This is a genomic window from Buchnera aphidicola (Cavariella theobaldi), from assembly GCF_964059165.1.
Lineage (GTDB): Bacteria > Pseudomonadota > Gammaproteobacteria > Enterobacterales > Enterobacteriaceae > Buchnera > Buchnera aphidicola_BO.
In genome coordinates this window covers 493,712-508,043 of record NZ_OZ060413.1, presented here as the reverse complement: position 1 = coordinate 508,043, position 14,332 = coordinate 493,712, and the positions used below count along the sequence as shown (strand labels likewise).

Sequence of the window (14,332 nt, the reverse complement as noted above, 5' to 3'; positions counted from 1 at the left end):
TATAATGAGTATGCAAGATCCAATAGCAGACATGTTAACTCGTATTCGCAATGGTCAATCAGCTAATAAATTTTCTGTGACTATGCCTTGTTCGAAATTAAAAAAAGCTATTCTTGAAGTATTAAAAAAAGAAGGTTATATTCAAAGTTTTAATATTATAGGCGATGTTAAATTAGAATTAGAAATTTTTTTAAAATATTTTAAAGGAAAATCTGTAATAGAAAGTATTAAACGAGTGAGTTGTCCTAGTTTAAGAATATATAAGAAAAAAAATAAATTACCTCAAGTTATGGCTGGTTTGGGGATAGCAGTTATTTCTACTTCTAAAGGAGTTATGACTGATCGTAGAGCGCGCCAGGTTGGTCTTGGTGGTGAAATTATCTGTTATGTATCTTAATGGAGAAACAATGTCTCGTATTGCGAAACGTCCTATTTTTATTTCTTCCGGTATTAATGTAGAATTAAAAAATCAATTAATATCAATTAAAGGAAAATATGGTCATCTTTCACGTCTAATTCATCCATTAGTAAAAATTGAATATAACGATAAAAAAATAAGTTTTTCTTCTCGCATGAATTGTTCTAATGGGTGGGCACAAGCAGGTACATCAAGAGCACTGGTAAATTCTATGGTTATCGGTGTATCAGAAAAATTTTTTAAAAAATTACAATTGTCTGGGGTAGGATATCGTGTTTCAATAACAAGAAATAACGTCATTAATTTATCACTAGGTTATTCTCATATTATTGAATATCAACTACCTCCAGATATTGAAGCAGAAAATCCATCTTCAACAGAAATAGTAATAAAGGGAATTGATAAGCAACTGGTTGGTCAAATTGCAGCTAATTTGCGTTCTTATAGGATACCAGAGCCATATAAAGGTAAAGGTATTCGTTATATTGATGAAAAAGTACGTATTAAAGAGGCTAAGAAGAAGTAATAATATGAAAACTTCTATAAATAAAAAAATTGATGCACGTATACGTCGATCTATTAAAGCACGTAAAAAAATGAAACAATTGAACGCTATTCGATTAGTAATACATCGTACTTCACGTCATATTTATGCGCAAGTGATTTCTCCTATCGAATCTAAAGTTTTAGTGACAGCGTCTACTTTAGAAAAAGATATTAGTAATCATTTAAGATATACTGGAAATAAAGAGGCTGCATCAGCTATTGGTAAGATTATTGCTGAGAGAGCACTAAAAAAGGGTATTATTGATGCTATTGCTTTTGATCGATCTGGTTTTAGATATCATGGCCGAATTAAAGAATTAGCAGAGTCTGCGCGTGAAGCTGGGTTAAAGTTTTAAGGTGAAATGATAGAATGTCTAACATTGAAAAAAAAAATAATAATAATGATTTACAAGAAAAATTAATCTCAGTAAATCGTGTTTCAAAAACTGTAAAAGGTGGTCGTGTTTTTTCTTTTACCGCATTGACTGTCGTTGGCAATGGAGAAGGAAGAGTAGGTTTTGGATATGGTAAAGCGCGTGAAGTTCCAGCTGCTATTCAAAAAGCCATGGAAAAAGCGCGACGGAATATGATTTCAATACCATTAATCAATAAAACTTTACAACATTCTTTAAAAGGCTCTCATACTGGTTCAAATATTTTCATGAAACCAGCTTCTGATGGTACTGGAATTATAGCTGGTGGAGCTATGCGTGCAGTATTAGAAGTAGCTGGTATACATAATGTTCTAGCAAAAACATATGGTTCTACTAATCCCATTAATGTTGTTAGGGCAACGATAAATGGTTTAAAAAAAATGAAATCTCCAGATATGGTTGCTGCTAAAAGAAATAAATGTGTTAAAGATATATTAGGATAAACTTTATTTCATGAAAACTATTAAAATAACTCAAATCAAAAGTTCTATAGGAAGATTACCTAATCATAAAAAAACATTATTAGGACTGGGATTACGTTATATTGGGCATACAGTAACACGTAGAGATACTCCATCTCTGCAAGGTATGATTAAAAAAGTCTCTTATATTTTAAAAATAGAAAAGGAATAGAGCAATGTATTTAAACACTCTTTCTCCTGCATTCGGATCTCGTGTCAATCGGAAACGTGTCGGCCGTGGTATTGGTTCAGGTTGTGGTAAAACTGCAGGTCGTGGTCATAAGGGTCAAAAATCTAGATCTGGTAGTAGTATTCGTAGAGGTTTTGAAGGTGGGCAGATGCCTTTATATAGAAGATTACCAAAATTTGGTTTTAATTCGAGAAAAAAAAATATTACTACAGAAGTTCGTTTATCAGATTTATCTTGTTTTTCTAAAAACATTATTGATTTAGATTTTTTAAAGAAAAAAAATATTATCAATAAAAATATTCAGCGTGTCAAAATTATTCTTTCCGGAACAATTTCAGTACCTTTATTCATGAAAGGATTGCGAGTAACCAAGGGTGCACGTATTGTAATTGAAAATTTTGGCGGTAAAATTGAAGGATGATTAGTTGATAATGGTTAAGAATTTTAGATCAAAATTTTTAGGTGGTCAAAAAGGGTTAGGCGAACTAAAACAAAGAGTATTTTTTGTTATTATAGCTTTGATTATCTTTCGCGTTGGTTCTTTTATTCCAATTCCAGGTATTGATACAAAAATATTATCTACATTGTTGAATGATCATCAAGGTACTTTCGTAGAAATGTTTAATATGTTTTCTGGGGGTGCTTTAAGTCGTGCTTCCATTCTTTCTTTGGGAATTATGCCATATATATCAGCTTCTATTATTATACAATTGCTTACATTGGTCTATCCAGCTTTATCTGAAATAAAAAAAGAAGGTGAATCTGGACGTAATAAGATTAATCAATATACGCGATATACTACTTTAATATTAGCTATTTTTCAGTCTGTCGGCGTGGCCACTAGCCTGCCTAGTATTTTAGGTTTACATGATATTGTAATACAGCCTGATTTTTATTTTTATTTTGTTTCAGTAATTAGTTTAGTTACGGGTACAATGTTTTTAATGTGGCTAGGTGAATTGATTACTGAATGTGGTCTAGGTAATGGAATTTCCATTATTATATTTATTGGAATTATTGCAGGATTACCCGCTTCTATTGGACATACTCTTGAGCAATTACGAGAAGGTACTTTGAATTTTTTTTTATTTTTATTGATCCTTTTATTAATTTTTTTTGTGATTTTTGTTGTTGTTTTTGTTGAGCGTGGTCAAAGAAAAATTACTGTTCATTATGCACAACGTCAAAAAGGACATCGTGTTTATTCTTCACCAAGTACTCATTTACCGTTAAAAGTTAACATGTCTGGTGTAATACCAGCGATTTTTGCTTCTAGTATTGTTTTATTTCCGATTACAATAATGTCATTTTTTAAAACTAGTAATAAATGGTATTTTTTGAAATGGATTGCTTTTTATTTACAACCCAATCAACCTATATATTTAATATTATATATTTTTTCTATTATTTTCTTTTGCTTTTTTTATACTGGATTAGTTTTTAATGCTAGAGAAACAGCAGATAATTTAAAAAAATCAGGTGCTTTTATTGCGGGAATTAGACCTGGAAAACAAACTGCGGAATATATTGGTAATATTACATTGCGATTAACGTTAATTGGTGCTTTATATATTACTTTTATTTGTTTAATACCAGAATTCATGCGACGTGCAATGCATGTTCCTTTTTATTTTGGTGGTACATCTTTATTGATTGTTGTAGTGGTGATTATGGATTTTATTTCGCAAATTCAAACATTAATTATGTCAAATCAATACGAGTCTATTTTAAAAAAATCTCATTTTTATTAATAGAATTTTATAGATTAATTTAGTATATAAGGAAAATATGAAAGTACAGGCGTCAGTCAAGGTATTATGTCGTAATTGTAGAATCATACGAAGAAACAACGTTGTACGCGTGATTTGTAGTAATGATCCTAAGCATAAACAGCGTCAAGGTTAATTTTTATTTTATAATAATAAGGATTTTATATTATGGCACGTATTGCGGGTATTAATATTCCAGATAATAAACATACTTCAATAGCTTTGACTTCAATATATGGTATTGGTAAAACACGTTCTAAAAAAATTTGTTATCTTTCAAACATTTCTGAAAATTCTAAAATTCTAGATTTAAGCGATGCTCAAATAGAATTAATTCGGCAACATGTTTTAAAGTATTTAGTAGAAGGAGATTTAAGAAGAGAAAAGACTTTAAATATTAAGCGTTTAATTGATTTAAATTGTTATCGTGGAATACGTCATCGAAGGGGTCTTCCTGTAAATGGACAAAGAACTAAGACTAATGCTCGAACTTGCAAGGGTCCTAGAAAACCAATAAAAAAATAATGTAGGTGCATAAGTATTATGATACTAAAAAATACAGTTCGTCCACGTAAACGAATTAAAAAACAAATTTTAGATGGTATTGCTCACATTCATGCATCTTTTAACAATACTATTGTTACTATAACTGATAGGCAGGGAAATACTTTGGGATGGGCCACTTCAGGTGGGTCTGGATTTAGAGGATCTCGAAAATCGACTCCTTTTGCAGCTCAGGTAGCTGCTGAACGATGCGCAGAAATAGTTAAAGATTATGGTATAAAAAATTTAGAAGTAATGGTTAAAGGTCCTGGACCTGGTAGAGAATCGACGATTCGTGCTTTAAATGCTGCAGGATTCCGTATTACCAATATCACTGATGTTACGCCAATTCCACATAATGGTTGTCGCCCTCCTAAAAAACGTCGTGTGTAAATTTATATATTTCATAAGGAATATTATATGGCAAAATATTTAGGTCCTAAATTAAAATTAAGTCGACGTGAAGGTACTGATTTATTTTTAAAATCAGGATTTCGTTCTATTGATTCTAAATGTAAAATAGAACAGCCACCTGGACAACATGGTCTTCGTAAACCTCGATTATCTGATTATGCTCTTCAGTTACGTGAAAAACAAAAAGTACGTCGTTTATACGGTATTTTAGAGCGTCAATTTAGAATTTATTATAAAATAGCTGCTCGTTCTAAAGGTAATACCGGAGAGAATTTATTAAAGCTATTAGAAAATAGGCTCGACAACATAGTATATCGTATGGGATTTGCATGTACTCGAGCGGAAGCAAGACAATTAATTAATCATAAATCAGTATCTGTTAATAATAAAATTGTAAATATAGCATCTTATCAATTAAGTCCTAAAGATCGTATTGCAATAAGAGAAAAGTCTAAAAATCAATCACGTATTAAAGCATCGTTAGATTTTTATGAACAGCGCGAAAAACCTATTTGGTTGGAAGTAGATGCAACTAAAATGATAGGATTATTTAAACGATTTCCGGAGCGTTCTGATTTATCTGCTGAAATTAATGAACATTTAATTGTCGAACTGTATTCAAAGTAAAGTTTGTCATTAAGGAAAAAGATAATATGCGTAATTCTATCATTAGTTTTTTAAAACCTCGTTTAGTAGATATTGAACAAATTAGTAACACTCATACAAAAATTACTTTAGAACCTTTAGAGAGAGGATTTGGCCACACCTTAGGTAATGCACTTCGTAGAATTTTACTTTCTTCTATGCCGGGTTGCGCAGTAACTGAAGTAGAAATTGACGGAGTTTTACACGAATATAGTACAAAAGAAGGTATACACGAGGATATTTTAGAAATTTTATTAAATTTGAAAAGTTTAGCTGTAAAAGTATATGGTAAAGATGAAGCTATTTTAACACTAAATAAGTCTGGAATTTCTTCTGTGATAGCAGCAGATATTATTCATGATGCTGATGTAGAAATTATTAAACCAGAACACTTAATTTGTCATTTAACAGACATACACTCTTCTATTAAAATGCGTATTAAAGTGCAGCGTGGAAGAGGTTATGTACCAGCTGCTTCTAGGATGCATATAGAAGATTCATCAAGACCAATTGGTTGTTTATTAGTAGATGCTTGTTATAGTCCAATAGATCGAATTTCTTATAACGTTGAAGCGGCTCGTGTTGAACAAAGAACAGACTTGGATAAATTAGTAATTGAAATGGAAACTAATGGTACAATTGATCCTGAAGAGGCTATACGGCGTGCTGCTACTATTTTAGCAGAACAATTAGAAGCTTTTGTTGATTTAAGAGATGTGCGTGAACCAGAAATTAAAGATGAAAAGCCTGAATTTGAACCCATTTTACTAAGACCGGTAGATGATTTAGAATTAACAGTACGTTCAGCCAATTGTTTAAAAGCGGAATCTATACATTATATTGGTGATTTGGTTCAAAGAACGGAGGTAGATCTTCTTAAAACTCCTAATTTAGGAAAAAAATCTTTAACAGAAATTAAAGATATACTCGCTTCTCGTAATTTATCTTTAGGAATGCGATTAGAGAACTGGCCTCCTGTAAGTATTACAGATGATTAATCAATAACTTATTATATATAAAATATTGAAAAAGGATAAATATATGCGTCATCGTAAAAGTGGTCGCCATTTAAATCGTAGTCGTAACCATCTTAATGCAATGTTAAATAATATGGCATGTTCTTTTTTTTCAAATGAAATTATAAAAACTACGCTAGCAAAAGCAAAAGAATTACGTCGTATTGTTGAGCCTATTATTACTATATCTAAAATTGATAATGTTTCAAATAGACGACTAGTATTTTCTAAAATTCGTAATAATGAAATTGTAGCTAAATTATTTAAAAATATAGGACCAGTATATTACAGTAGATTAGGTGGTTATACTCGCATTTTAAAATGCGGTTTTAGATTTGGAGATAAAGCTCCAATGGCTTATATTGAACTAGTAGATCGTATAAAAAAAAATGTAAATAAAGAAATAGAAAAAAAATAAAATATTGTATATTGAATACATACAGTTTTTAATATATAAAAAATATTTTTTTGAAACATTGATGTTGCTTTTTGTGATAGCAAACGGTGGTAATTCCGTTTGCTTATTTTTTAAGATATATTTTATACTAGAATTGCTCCAACTTTAAACCAATTTTTTTTTGAAAGAAGAATTTCTCTACTAGTAATTATTTTTTTTCCAGATATTTGTAATTTTTGAATATTTAATATTTGATAAGCTGTATTCACTTGAATACCTTGTTGATTTGTTTTAATTATTTCCCCTACAGAATCAGTGCATATATCCAGAGGTATTACTTCAGCTTGCCATACTTTTATTATTGTATTATTTATTTTAAAATATGCAGTAGGCCATGGATTAAAAGCTCTTATTATGCGCTCTAATTTTGTTGCCTTTTGATTCCATTTTAATAATCCATCTTTTTTTTCAATTTTATATGATACAAGACAATTTTTTTCATTTTGTTTTTTTTTTGTAATTTTTTTATTGATAATGTTTTTTAAAGTTTTTAATAGAGATTTAATACCAATATTAATTAATTTTAGAGATAATGTATAAGTGGTATCGAAAGATAAAATAGAACATGCTTCTGAATATATTATTTTTCCAGTATCAATTGTTTCGTTCATTTCAATAATAGTGATTCCGGTTTCTTTGTCTCCATGTATTATTGCTGATTGAATAGGTGTGGCTCCTCTCCATCTAGGTAAAAGTGATGCATGTACATTAATACAACCCATCGGAAACATAGTGAGTATAATTTTTGGTACAATTCTACCATAAGCTACAACAATCATAATATCGGCGTTTAATCTGGATATATCATCCAGAAATGTTTTTTCGTTTAAATACAATGGTTGAAAAACAGGAATATTATTTTTTTTTGATATTATCTTAACAGGAGAAAATTGTATTTTTTGTCCTCTTCCACATGGTTTATCCGGCTGAGTAATAACAGCCACGACTTGATAAGATGTAAAAATTAATGCATTTAAATGCTCTGCAGAAAAATATGAAGTACCAGCAAAGATAATTTTTAATTTTTTCACATGTATTTAATTCCTTTGAGCGGATATTTTTTTTTGTATCTTCATAAATTTTTTATGTATACGATTCTTTTTTAAATTAGAAAGATAATCAATGAATAATTTACCGATTAAATGATCTATTTCATGCTGTATACAAATAGATAATATAGATTCTGCTTCTATTTCTATTTTCTTACCTTTCATATTCATAGCTTTTACTTTAATATAATTTGACCTAGGTATAAAAGCTCTGTATTCAGGAATAGATAAGCACCCCTCTTCGATACTAGTGCAACCATGCTTTTTTACAATTTTAGGATTAATGAGTATTAAATTTTCTTGCTTTTCGTCGAGTTTTTTAATAACTATAATTTGTAATGGGATATTAATTTGAGTTGCAGCAAGACCAATACCGTCTTCTTGATTCATAATTTTAATCATATTATGAACAATTTCATAAATTTTTTGATTAAATTGACTTACGGGTTGAGCTACGCAACGTAGTCTTTCATCAGGATAGTAAAGAATTTTTAAACAAGACATATAGTATTTTATGCAAAATGATTAAGTTTTATGTATTAGTATAAACTTTTTTATTGTAATTAAAAAGTTTAGTTTAAAATGTTTTAATAAATTATTTTTTAAAATTCTTATATATATTTTTACTATGCTTTCTTGTTTCAAGGATGAACTTATAATAAAATTATGTTTTGCTATAAAATAAATTTTTTTTCTTATACATTTATTAACCATATTTTTTTATAAAATATGTCTCAAAAATATTTATATATTTTAGGATTATAATTGAGGATATAATGTTTGATGTATTAATATATTTATTTGAAACTTATGTTCATAACGAATTGAACTTATCAATTGATTATGAAATTCTAAAAAACGATTTATCAGATATAGGTTTTCAAAATAAGGATATTTTTAATGCTTTGGTGTGGCTGAAAACGTTATCTTCATACAAAGAAAATATAGTTTTTCCAGAAAAAGATTTTTCTAATCAGATTTCTACACGAATTTATACTAAAGAAGAATCTTTGCGATTAAATATAGATTGTCGTGGCTTTATGTTTTTTTTAGAACAGTTAGAAATTGTAACTATTAATACGCGCGAAATGATTATTGAAAGAATCATGGCTTTAGATATTGTTGAACTTAATTTAGAAGATTTTAAATGGATTGTTTTAATTGTATTATTTAATATTCCTGGATGTGAAATGGTTTATCATAAATTAGAAAATTTATTATTTAATATACCAAAAAAAATGATTCATTGATAATATTATATTATATACATAAAAAAATTTTTTTCTTTAGAGCAGAGTTATTGTAATGCATCAGAAAAATGATTTAAATTCATTAGTTTATTGTGTAGAAATGTTAAAAAAAAATAATGTTATTGCTTATCCGACTGAGTCAATGTTTGGTTTAGGATGCGATCCGACCAGTCCAAAAGCTGTATATAAATTATTACATTTAAAAAAAAGAAAGATTGAAAAAGGCTTAATATTAGTGGCTTCAAATTATAGCCAAATAAAAAGATATATAAATGAATTAGCACTGTCTTCTCAACAAAAAAAAATGATGTTTTTTTTTGGCCAGGTCCATTTACTTTTTTAGTTCCAGCTAATTTTTCCGCGCCATATTGGTTAACTGGAAAATTTAATACCGTAGCAGTAAGAATTAGTGCGCATTCTAGTATAGTTCAGCTATGTAATATGTTTGGAAAAGCAATAATATCTACTAGTGCTAATATTTCGAATATGCCACCATGTTTAAGTGAAAAATCTGTTTTTAAAGAATTTGGTCAAGACTTTCCATTATATAATGGTAAGATAGGACATGAAAAAAAACCTTCTACAATAATTGATGTTATTAATGGACAATTCATACGCAATGCATAATTTTAAAAAAAATAATTACGTTCTGTTTGGAAACCCTGTTGCTCACAGCAAATCTCCTTTTATTCATAATTTTTTTTCTAAACAAATAGGCATCGTTTATAACTATCAATCGATTAAAGTACCAATTTTTGATTTTTCTGATACTGTATCAAATTTTTTTAAATATGATGGTGTAGGAGCAAATGTTACAGCACCTTTTAAAGAACAAGCATATTTATTATCAGATCAATTAACAGATTGTGCTAAAATATCTCAATCTGTGAATACATTAAAAAAAATTAATCATAATACACTTTTAGGTGATAATACTGATGGAATAGGTTTATTATCTGATTTAATTCGATTAAATTTTATAAAAAAAAATTTTTCTATTTTAATACTGGGCGCTGGTGGAGCAGTACGAGGTATTCTTTTCCATCTTTTAACTTTTGGATGTTCAGTATATATTTTAAATAGAACTTTTTTAAATGCGAAAAAATTAGTTTTACAATTTAATCAATTTGGAAATATAAAAGTTTTTGATGATAGTATTATAAAAAAAAAGTTTGATTTAATTATTAATGCTATATCCAGAAATAATAATATAAAAAAAGACTTTTTTCCTGTTTCTTTAGTATCTTCTAAAACATTTTTTTATGATATGAATTATCACGTTAGTAATACTGTTTTTATTAACTGGTGTATTGAAATAGGCGCTAATTATGTGGCAGATGGTATAGGTATGCTAATTTTACAAGCAGCACATTCCTGTTTTTTTTGGCATGGTATTTTGCCTGAAATTAGTCCTCTGATTCAACAATTAGAAAAAAAATGTTTTTTATAATTATAAAAATATTTTTTTAAATAAACATGTATTTTAATTTTTTTTCAATAAAAATGCTTGACTCTTTTTTTTTCAATCTGTATGATTCATTATAATAATATATCTGTTTTTATGTTATAAATCATTTAGTCCCCTTCGTCTAGAGGTCTAGGACATCGCCCTTTCACGGCGGCAACAGGGGTTCAAATCCCCTAGGGGACGAAAAAGTAAAAATTTTTAAAATAATATATACTAATTGAAATTATTGTGTTATTATTCTTAAAGATTTAAGAACATTATTAAAAATTTAAAATAAAAGCTCTTTAAAAATTCGGAAAACAAGCATAAATAAAGTTTTTTTAAATAAAAAAACACCTGTGGGTTGTAAGGTTAAGCGTATAAGCGTACATGGTGAATGCCTTGGCAGTCAGAGGCGAAGAAGGACGTGCTAATCTGCGAAAAGCGTCGGTAAGCTGATATGAAGCGCAATAACCGTCGATATCCGAATGGGGAAACCCGATGCAAAATTTGCATCATTATTAACTGAATTAAATAAGTTAATAAAGCAAACCAAGAGAACTGAAACATCTAAGTACCTTGAGGAAAAGAAATCAACCGAGATTCCCTTAGTAGTGGCGAACGAAAAGGGACCAGCCCAGAACTATAATCAATTTAAACTATAGTAGAATGATTTGGAAAAATCAGCGATACACGGTGATAGCCCAGTATATAAAAAGTTTAAATTGTGAGTTCGAAAAGTAGAGCGGGACACGAGAAATCCTGTTTGAATATGGGGGGACCATCCTCCAAGGCTAAATACTCCTGACTGACCGATAGTGAACTAGTACCGTAAGGGAAAGGCGAAAAGAACCCCGGCGAGGGGAGTGAAATAGAACCTGAAACCGTGTACGTACAAGCAGTGGAAGCATATTTTTATTTTATGTGACTGCGTACCTTTTGTATAATGGGTCAGCGACTTGTACTCTGTAGCAAGGTTAACTTAATAAGGGAGCCGAAGGGAAACCGAGTCCTAAATAGGCGTTAAGTTTCAGGGTACAGACCCGAAACCCGGTGATCTAGCCATGGGCAGGTTGAAGGTTGGGTAAAACCAACTGGAGGACCGAACCGACTGATGTTGAAAAATCAGCGGATGACCTGTGGCTAGGGGTGAAAGGCCAATCAAACCGGGAGATAGCTGGTTCTCCCCGAAAGCTATTTAGGTAGCGCCTCGTGAATTCATCTTCGGGGGTAGAGCACTGTTTCGGTTAGGGGGCCATCCCGGCTTACCAATCCGATGCAAACTCCGAATACCGTAGAATGTTATCACGGGAGACACACAGCGGGTGCTAACGTTCGTTGTGGAAAGGGAAACAACCCAGACCGCCAGCTAAGGTCCCAAAGTCATAGTTAAGTGGGAAACGATGTGGGAAGGCATAAACAGCCAGGATGTTGGCTTAGAAGCAGCCATCATTTAAAGAAAGCGTAATAGCTCACTGGTCAAGTCGGCCTGCGCGGAAGATATAACGGGGCTCAAACTATGCACCGAAGCTGCGGCAGCAAAAAATTATTTTTTTGTTGGGTAGGGGAGCGTTCTGTAAGCCAATGAAGATATATTGTAAAGTATATTGGAGGTATCAGAAGTGCGAATGCTGACATGAGTAACGATAAAGCGAGTGAAAAACTTGCTCGCCGAAAAACTAAGGTTTCCTGTCCAACGTTAATCGGGGCAGGGTAAGCCGACCCCTAAGGCGAGGCTGAAAAGCGTAGTCGATGGTAAACAGGTTAATATTCCTGTGCTTAATATTACTGCGAAGTGGGGACGAAGAAGGTTAGGTTATCCAGGTGACGGTTATCCTGGTTTAAGTGTGTAGGTATGATAATTAGGCAAATCCGATTATCTTTAATCTGAGGCACGATGACGAATTACTACGGTAATAAAGTAACTAATACCACGCTTCCAAGAAAAGCCTCTAAGCATCAGGTAATATTAAATCGTACCCAAAACCGACACAGGTAGTTAAGTAGAGAATACTAAGGCGCTTGAGAGAACCCAGGTGAAGGAACTAGGCAAAATAGTGCCGTAACTTCGGGAGAAGGCACGCTAGTTGTAAGTGAAAGGATTTACTCCAATAGCTGAAGCTAGTCGAAGATACCAGCTGGCTGCAACTGTTTATTAAAAACACAGCACTGTGCAAACACGAAAGTGGACGTATACGGTGTGACGCCTGCCCGGTGCCGGAAGGTTAATCGAAGGGGTTAAAGGAAACTTGAAGCTCCAGACTGAAGCCCCGGTAAACGGCGGCCGTAACTATAACGGTCCTAAGGTAGCGAAATTCCTTGTCGGGTAAGTTCCGACCTGCACGAATGGCGTAATGATGGCCAGGCTGTCTCCACCTGGGACTCAGTGAAATTGAAATTGCTGTGAAGATGCAGTATATCCGCGGCAAGACGGAAAGACCCCGTGAACCTTTACTATAGCTTGACACTGAATTCTAAATTTTAATGTGTAGAATAGGTGGGAGGCTATGAAATTAAAACGCTAGTTTTAATGGAGCCACACGTGAAATACCACCCTTTAAAATTCGGTATTCTAACCTAGTGCCGTAATCCGGTACAGGAACAGTGTCTGGTGGGTAGTTTGACTGGGGCGGTCTCCTCCCAAAGAGTAACGGAGGAGTACGAAGATTGGCTAATCACGGTCGGACATCGTGAGGTTAGTGCAAAGGCATAAGCCAGTTTGACTGCGAGCGTGATAACGCGAGCAGGTGCGAAAGCAGGTCTTAGTGATCCGGTGGTTCTGAATGGAAGGGCCATCGCTCAACGGATAAAAGGTACTCCGGGGATAACAGGCTGATACCGCCCAAGAGTTCATATCGACGGCGGTGTTTGGCACCTCGATGTCGGCTCATCACATCCTGGGGCTGAAGCAGGTCCCAAGGGTATGGCTGTTCGCCATTTAAAGTGGTACGCGAGCTGGGTTTAGAACGTCGTGAGACAGTTCGGTCCCTATCTGCCGTGGACGTTGGAAGACTGAGGGGGGCTGCTTCTAGTACGAGAGGACCGAAGTGGACGTATCACTGGTGTTCGGGTTGTCATGCCAATGGCATTGCCCGGTAGCTAAATACGGAAAAGATAAGTGCTGAACGCATATAAGCACGAAACTTGCCCCAAGATTAATCTTCCCTGAAACAGAAATGTTTACTGAAGGGACGTTGAAGACTACAACGTTGATAGGCTAGATGTGTAAGTATAGTAATATATTGAGCTAACTAGTACTAATGACCCAAGAGGCTTAACCTTACAACACCAGAGGTGTTTTTAAGAAAATAAAAAAATTAACAAGCTTGTTTTTACTGAATTTATTATTTTTTTAAATCATATTTTTATTAAAATACTTAAATAAATTATAAAATGCCTGGCAAAAATAGTACAGTGGTACCACCTGAATCCATTTCGAACTCAGAAGTGAAATGCTGAAACGCCAATGGTAGTACGGGGACTCCCCGTGTGAGAGTAGGTTATAGCCAGGCAAATACAAAAAAACCCGAAAATTTTCGGGTTTTTTTGTATTTTATATAATAAATTAAAATTTTATAATAAATTTTATTACTATTTTTATTTATCAATAGTATAGTATCTAGTATAATAAAATATTATTCATCAATTTAATTTTTTATTAAATCAATATAGTTTATTTTGTAAAATATTAAA

The 14,332-nt window shown here is 32.0% G+C and carries 17 protein-coding genes, 1 tRNA gene, 2 rRNA genes and 1 pseudogene; 19 read left to right on the top strand and 2 right to left on the bottom strand.

Annotation, left to right across the window (positions count from 1 at the left end; translation table 11 throughout):
- Positions 1 to 4: 4 nt before the first annotated feature.
- Genes rpsH through rplQ form a run of 13 tightly spaced genes read left to right on the top strand, consistent with a single transcriptional unit; the run spans position 5 to position 6,854 of the window.
- Positions 5 to 397, top strand: coding sequence for a 30S ribosomal protein S8 (gene rpsH / locus AB4W59_RS02275; protein ID WP_367673033.1), 393 nt, complete (start codon positions 5 to 7; stop codon positions 395 to 397).
- A 10-nt stretch (positions 398 to 407) separates the two neighbouring features.
- A complete protein-coding gene (gene rplF / locus AB4W59_RS02270) occupies positions 408 to 944 on the top strand; it encodes a 50S ribosomal protein L6 (RefSeq protein ID WP_367673346.1) in 537 nt (178 codons plus the stop codon).
- Positions 945 to 948: 4 nt separating this feature from the next.
- Positions 949 to 1,320: a 50S ribosomal protein L18 gene (gene rplR, locus AB4W59_RS02265; protein WP_367673032.1), complete on the top strand. Its 372-nt coding sequence runs from the start codon at positions 949 to 951 to the stop codon at positions 1,318 to 1,320.
- Positions 1,321 to 1,334: 14 nt separating this feature from the next.
- Positions 1,335 to 1,841 carry a 30S ribosomal protein S5 gene (gene rpsE, locus AB4W59_RS02260; protein WP_367673031.1) on the top strand — a complete coding sequence of 169 codons (507 nt, stop codon included), beginning with the start codon at positions 1,335 to 1,337 and terminating at the stop codon, positions 1,839 to 1,841.
- A 10-nt stretch (positions 1,842 to 1,851) separates the two neighbouring features.
- Positions 1,852 to 2,031 carry a 50S ribosomal protein L30 gene (rpmD, locus tag AB4W59_RS02255; protein ID WP_367673030.1) on the top strand — a complete coding sequence of 60 codons (180 nt, stop codon included), beginning with the start codon at positions 1,852 to 1,854 and terminating at the stop codon, positions 2,029 to 2,031.
- A 4-nt stretch (positions 2,032 to 2,035) separates the two neighbouring features.
- Positions 2,036 to 2,470: a 50S ribosomal protein L15 gene (gene rplO, locus AB4W59_RS02250; protein ID WP_367673029.1), complete on the top strand. Its 435-nt coding sequence runs from the start codon at positions 2,036 to 2,038 to the stop codon at positions 2,468 to 2,470.
- 10 nt (positions 2,471 to 2,480) lie between these two features.
- Complete coding sequence (gene secY, locus AB4W59_RS02245) at positions 2,481 to 3,800, top strand: preprotein translocase subunit SecY (protein ID WP_367673028.1); 1,320 nt, start codon at positions 2,481 to 2,483, stop codon at positions 3,798 to 3,800.
- Between the two features lie 37 nt (positions 3,801 to 3,837).
- Positions 3,838 to 3,954: a 50S ribosomal protein L36 gene (gene rpmJ / locus AB4W59_RS02240; protein ID WP_367673027.1), complete on the top strand. Its 117-nt coding sequence runs from the start codon at positions 3,838 to 3,840 to the stop codon at positions 3,952 to 3,954.
- Between the two features lie 32 nt (positions 3,955 to 3,986).
- Positions 3,987 to 4,343, top strand: coding sequence for a 30S ribosomal protein S13 (gene rpsM, locus AB4W59_RS02235; protein WP_367673026.1), 357 nt, complete (start codon positions 3,987 to 3,989; stop codon positions 4,341 to 4,343).
- A 21-nt stretch (positions 4,344 to 4,364) separates the two neighbouring features.
- Positions 4,365 to 4,754 carry a 30S ribosomal protein S11 gene (gene rpsK / locus AB4W59_RS02230; RefSeq protein ID WP_367673345.1) on the top strand — a complete coding sequence of 130 codons (390 nt, stop codon included), beginning with the start codon at positions 4,365 to 4,367 and terminating at the stop codon, positions 4,752 to 4,754.
- A gap of 27 nt (positions 4,755 to 4,781) precedes the next feature.
- A complete protein-coding gene (rpsD, locus tag AB4W59_RS02225) occupies positions 4,782 to 5,402 on the top strand; it encodes a 30S ribosomal protein S4 (RefSeq protein ID WP_367673025.1) in 621 nt (206 codons plus the stop codon).
- A 26-nt stretch (positions 5,403 to 5,428) separates the two neighbouring features.
- On the top strand, positions 5,429 to 6,418 hold the full coding sequence (gene rpoA / locus AB4W59_RS02220) for a DNA-directed RNA polymerase subunit alpha (protein ID WP_367673024.1): 990 nt from the start codon (positions 5,429 to 5,431) through the stop codon (positions 6,416 to 6,418).
- Between the two features lie 43 nt (positions 6,419 to 6,461).
- Positions 6,462 to 6,854 carry a 50S ribosomal protein L17 gene (gene rplQ / locus AB4W59_RS02215; protein ID WP_367673023.1) on the top strand — a complete coding sequence of 131 codons (393 nt, stop codon included), beginning with the start codon at positions 6,462 to 6,464 and terminating at the stop codon, positions 6,852 to 6,854.
- 122 nt (positions 6,855 to 6,976) lie between these two features.
- Here the strand turns inward: rplQ and fmt are convergent, their stop codons facing one another.
- Together fmt and def are read right to left on the bottom strand one after the other, a co-directional pair.
- Positions 6,977 to 7,924 (bottom strand): methionyl-tRNA formyltransferase, encoded by a 948-nt coding sequence (gene fmt, locus AB4W59_RS02210; protein WP_367673022.1) that lies wholly within the window; start codon positions 7,922 to 7,924, stop codon positions 6,977 to 6,979.
- A gap of 6 nt (positions 7,925 to 7,930) precedes the next feature.
- Positions 7,931 to 8,446 carry a peptide deformylase gene (gene def / locus AB4W59_RS02205; protein ID WP_367673021.1) on the bottom strand — a complete coding sequence of 172 codons (516 nt, stop codon included), beginning with the start codon at positions 8,444 to 8,446 and terminating at the stop codon, positions 7,931 to 7,933.
- A gap of 272 nt (positions 8,447 to 8,718) precedes the next feature.
- Between def and AB4W59_RS02200 the strand changes: the two genes are divergently transcribed.
- From AB4W59_RS02200 to rrf, 6 genes and pseudogenes are all read left to right on the top strand, one after another.
- A complete protein-coding gene (locus AB4W59_RS02200) occupies positions 8,719 to 9,192 on the top strand; it encodes a DUF494 family protein (protein ID WP_367673020.1) in 474 nt (157 codons plus the stop codon).
- A gap of 100 nt (positions 9,193 to 9,292) precedes the next feature.
- A pseudogene (locus tag AB4W59_RS02195) lies at positions 9,293 to 9,819 on the top strand (Sua5/YciO/YrdC/YwlC family protein).
- Positions 9,794 to 10,642, top strand: a complete 849-nt coding sequence (gene aroE / locus AB4W59_RS02190; RefSeq protein ID WP_367673019.1) for a shikimate dehydrogenase — start codon at positions 9,794 to 9,796, stop codon at positions 10,640 to 10,642. The pseudogene AB4W59_RS02195 and the gene aroE overlap by 26 nt, the downstream one beginning before the upstream one ends.
- A 128-nt stretch (positions 10,643 to 10,770) precedes the next feature.
- Positions 10,771 to 10,843: transfer RNA gene (locus AB4W59_RS02185), tRNA-Glu, on the top strand.
- A 166-nt stretch (positions 10,844 to 11,009) separates the two neighbouring features.
- Positions 11,010 to 13,921 (top strand): 23S ribosomal RNA (locus AB4W59_RS02180).
- Positions 13,922 to 14,035: 114 nt separating this feature from the next.
- Positions 14,036 to 14,151, top strand: a 5S ribosomal RNA gene (gene rrf, locus AB4W59_RS02175).
- Positions 14,152 to 14,332 lie beyond the last annotated feature (181 nt).

Bases quoted from the DNA above. Each gene is read 5' to 3' on its own strand.
- rplO (WP_367673029.1), top strand. From the start codon at position 2,036: ATGTATTTAAACACTCTTTCTCCTGCATTCGGATCTCGTGTCAATCGG.
- rplF (WP_367673346.1), top strand. From the start codon at position 408: ATGTCTCGTATTGCGAAACGTCCTATTTTTATTTCTTCCGGTATTAAT.
- rplQ (WP_367673023.1), top strand. From the start codon at position 6,462: ATGCGTCATCGTAAAAGTGGTCGCCATTTAAATCGTAGTCGTAACCAT.
- def (WP_367673021.1), bottom strand. From the start codon at position 8,446: ATGTCTTGTTTAAAAATTCTTTACTATCCTGATGAAAGACTACGTTGC.
- rpsD (WP_367673025.1), top strand. From the start codon at position 4,782: ATGGCAAAATATTTAGGTCCTAAATTAAAATTAAGTCGACGTGAAGGT.
- AB4W59_RS02200 (WP_367673020.1), top strand. From the start codon at position 8,719: ATGTTTGATGTATTAATATATTTATTTGAAACTTATGTTCATAACGAA.
- rpsH (WP_367673033.1), top strand. From the start codon at position 5: ATGAGTATGCAAGATCCAATAGCAGACATGTTAACTCGTATTCGCAAT.
- secY (WP_367673028.1), top strand. From the start codon at position 2,481: ATGGTTAAGAATTTTAGATCAAAATTTTTAGGTGGTCAAAAAGGGTTA.
- rpsE (WP_367673031.1), top strand. From the start codon at position 1,335: ATGTCTAACATTGAAAAAAAAAATAATAATAATGATTTACAAGAAAAA.
- aroE (WP_367673019.1), top strand. From the start codon at position 9,794: ATGGACAATTCATACGCAATGCATAATTTTAAAAAAAATAATTACGTT.
- rpsM (WP_367673026.1), top strand. From the start codon at position 3,987: ATGGCACGTATTGCGGGTATTAATATTCCAGATAATAAACATACTTCA.
- rplR (WP_367673032.1), top strand. From the start codon at position 949: ATGAAAACTTCTATAAATAAAAAAATTGATGCACGTATACGTCGATCT.
- rpmJ (WP_367673027.1), top strand. From the start codon at position 3,838: ATGAAAGTACAGGCGTCAGTCAAGGTATTATGTCGTAATTGTAGAATC.
- rpmD (WP_367673030.1), top strand. From the start codon at position 1,852: ATGAAAACTATTAAAATAACTCAAATCAAAAGTTCTATAGGAAGATTA.
- rpoA (WP_367673024.1), top strand. From the start codon at position 5,429: ATGCGTAATTCTATCATTAGTTTTTTAAAACCTCGTTTAGTAGATATT.